This is a genomic window from Acinetobacter sp., assembly GCF_036659555.1.
Classification (GTDB): domain Bacteria; phylum Pseudomonadota; class Gammaproteobacteria; order Pseudomonadales; family Moraxellaceae; genus Acinetobacter.
In genome coordinates this window covers 24563-26724 of the sequence record NZ_JAVXCI010000038.1, presented here as the reverse complement: position 1 = coordinate 26724, position 2162 = coordinate 24563, and the positions used below count along the sequence as shown (strand labels likewise).

At 46.7% G+C, this 2162-nt stretch carries 2 protein-coding genes; both read left to right on the top strand.

What is annotated here, in order from left to right; translation table 11 throughout:
• The first annotated feature begins 147 nt into the window (after positions 1-147).
• Positions 148-894, top strand: coding sequence for a GT-D fold domain-containing glycosyltransferase (locus RSA72_RS07020; protein WP_332632908.1), 747 nt, complete (start codon positions 148-150; stop codon positions 892-894).
• A gap of 33 nt (positions 895-927) precedes the next feature.
• Positions 928-1815, top strand: coding sequence for a mitochondrial fission ELM1 family protein (locus RSA72_RS07015; RefSeq protein ID WP_332632907.1), 888 nt, complete (start codon positions 928-930; stop codon positions 1813-1815).
• The last annotated feature ends 347 nt before the right edge of the window (positions 1816-2162 follow it).

Sequence of the window (2162 nt, the reverse complement as noted above, 5' to 3'; positions counted from 1 at the left end):
TAACTTACGTAAAATAAGCTGATCGGTTAAGATTAAAAGGCGGAACAGAAGTTCCGCCTTTTTTATATGATAGGTAATGGTTGCTGAAGGTGCAGAATGTCATTTGAGTCGGCTATGCGCAGATTTAATTTGCGCATGAAAAAAAGAATGTACAAATTTGATAAAAACCGCTGGCTGGCTAAAAATCAGCAGGATTTAAAAGCCTTTGAAGACCGCCTGCTGCATAGCATGCTGGACACTTTGGATAAGGTTGCAAAAGGCAAGTCACTGGCGCGCTTTGGTGATGGCGAAATCACTTTGATGGATGGCGATGATATTGATTTTCAGCAGGCCAGCCCTGAACTGGCGGCTGAGCTGGAGCAAATTTTAAGAAATGAAGACAGCAGGCTGTTGGTCTGCCTGCCGACCATTTTAAAGGCATGCAATGCCTATGAAGAAAACTGGTGGCTGAAATTCTGGTATGTGCGCTGGCAGGATCTTAAGCATAAGCTGAACTTTGAACAAGCCTACGGCCATTCGATGGTCACGCGTCCGGATTTCTTCATTATGTATCCTGAGCAGTCTATTGCTGCATGGAAAGCCATCTGGAATCAAAAGAAAACCGTATTTATTACGGGTGAAGGTTCAAAACTGGATATAAATCACGCTCTTTTTGACAATATTGCAGAGAAAAAAATCATTTATTCCAAAGCGTGCAATGCGTATTCAGACCTGGAGCGCATCACTGCAGAGGTTGAAAAATCTTCAGACAGTGCGGGCCTGATTCTGATTGCCTTAGGGCCATCCGGCACAGTATTGGCGAAGCGCTTAGCCAGCCGTGGAATTCAGGCGCTGGATGTTGGGCATATTACCAGCTCTTATGAAGAAGCCTTTCATTCGGAAGCGGCGGATTGAAGCCTGGGGGCAAGCGCAAGGAGCAGTGAAACCGTGCATATTGTTTATGTGAGTGATGGAAAAGCCGGGCACCGCTCGCAGGCTGCCGGCCTGTATCAGGCGGTGCAGCGCATCAGCAGGCAAAGCGTGACCTTTCAGGAAATTTCCATTGAGCAGCTGCCGCTTCTGACTTTAGTTAAAGGCATAATTTCAGGCGAGTTAAAGGCTTTGGAGCAGGCGCCGGATTATATCTTGGGCGTAGGCAGCCATACTCAATTGCGGGTGCTGCTGCTGGGGAAGGCCTATCCTCAGGCCAAAACCGTGATTTTAATGAAGCCGAATTTCCCTGTAGCATGGTTTGATTATTCAATTATTCCTGAACATGACGCCGTGCCTGAATCTGAAAAAGTGATTGTGACTCAGGGCGCGCTGAACCCGATTGTGAATGAGCAGCGCCATCAGCAAAACCGGATTTTAATTGCCCTGGGCGGGCCTTCAAAGCGCCATGCATGGAATAATGCAAAAGTCCTGAATGCAATTCAGCAAATTGCGGAAAGCAACCTGCAGGCGGAAATTATTCTGACCACCTCGCGCCGTACGCCTAAAGGCTTTCTGGAACAGCTGCGGGCGCAGCCTTTTGCCGGGCAGCTGCAGGTTTTTCCTGTGGAAGAGACCCCACAAGGCTGGATTTTTGAAGAAATGCAGCAGGCGGAAGCGGTTTGGGTGACTGAAGACAGCGTGTCGATGATTTATGAGGCGCTGACGGCAGGCTGCCGGGTCGGGGTGATTCAGATTGACCGATTGAAAAAGGATAGAATAACCCTGTCGGTAGACAGCCTTATGCAGAAGAATCTGATTTCTCAATCCGCCGGTATGATGCAATTGGCGGCGCCTGCTGTTTTTAAAGAGGCTGAGCGCGCTGCATCTATTATGATGAATTGATGATTCATGCTTTGGAAGCTGATGTCTTGGAAACTGGAGCGGATAAGGCTTAAGTCCATAACGCTTTATTCAGTTTTCAACTGCGGTCATGCAGCCGGAATTCATACCTCATAATTGATAATGTAAAAAAAGCATTTTGGGCAATTCTGCTGCTGGGCTGTTGCAGCGCCAGCAGCAAAGCCTGCGTCAGAAACCAGCATATTTTCTTTTTGAATTTTTATTGATATTGGCGGTATTGAGGGAAAGTGGATGCCGGAATCTACCGTAACGCCATGATTGCCGGTATTTATTAACAGAATAAAAGTTATTGTTTTTAATTGCAAAATTTAAATAAAGGTCTAGAATTC

Bases quoted from the DNA above. Each gene is read 5' to 3' on its own strand.
- RSA72_RS07020 (WP_332632908.1), top strand. From the start codon at position 148: ATGTACAAATTTGATAAAAACCGCTGGCTGGCTAAAAATCAGCAGGAT.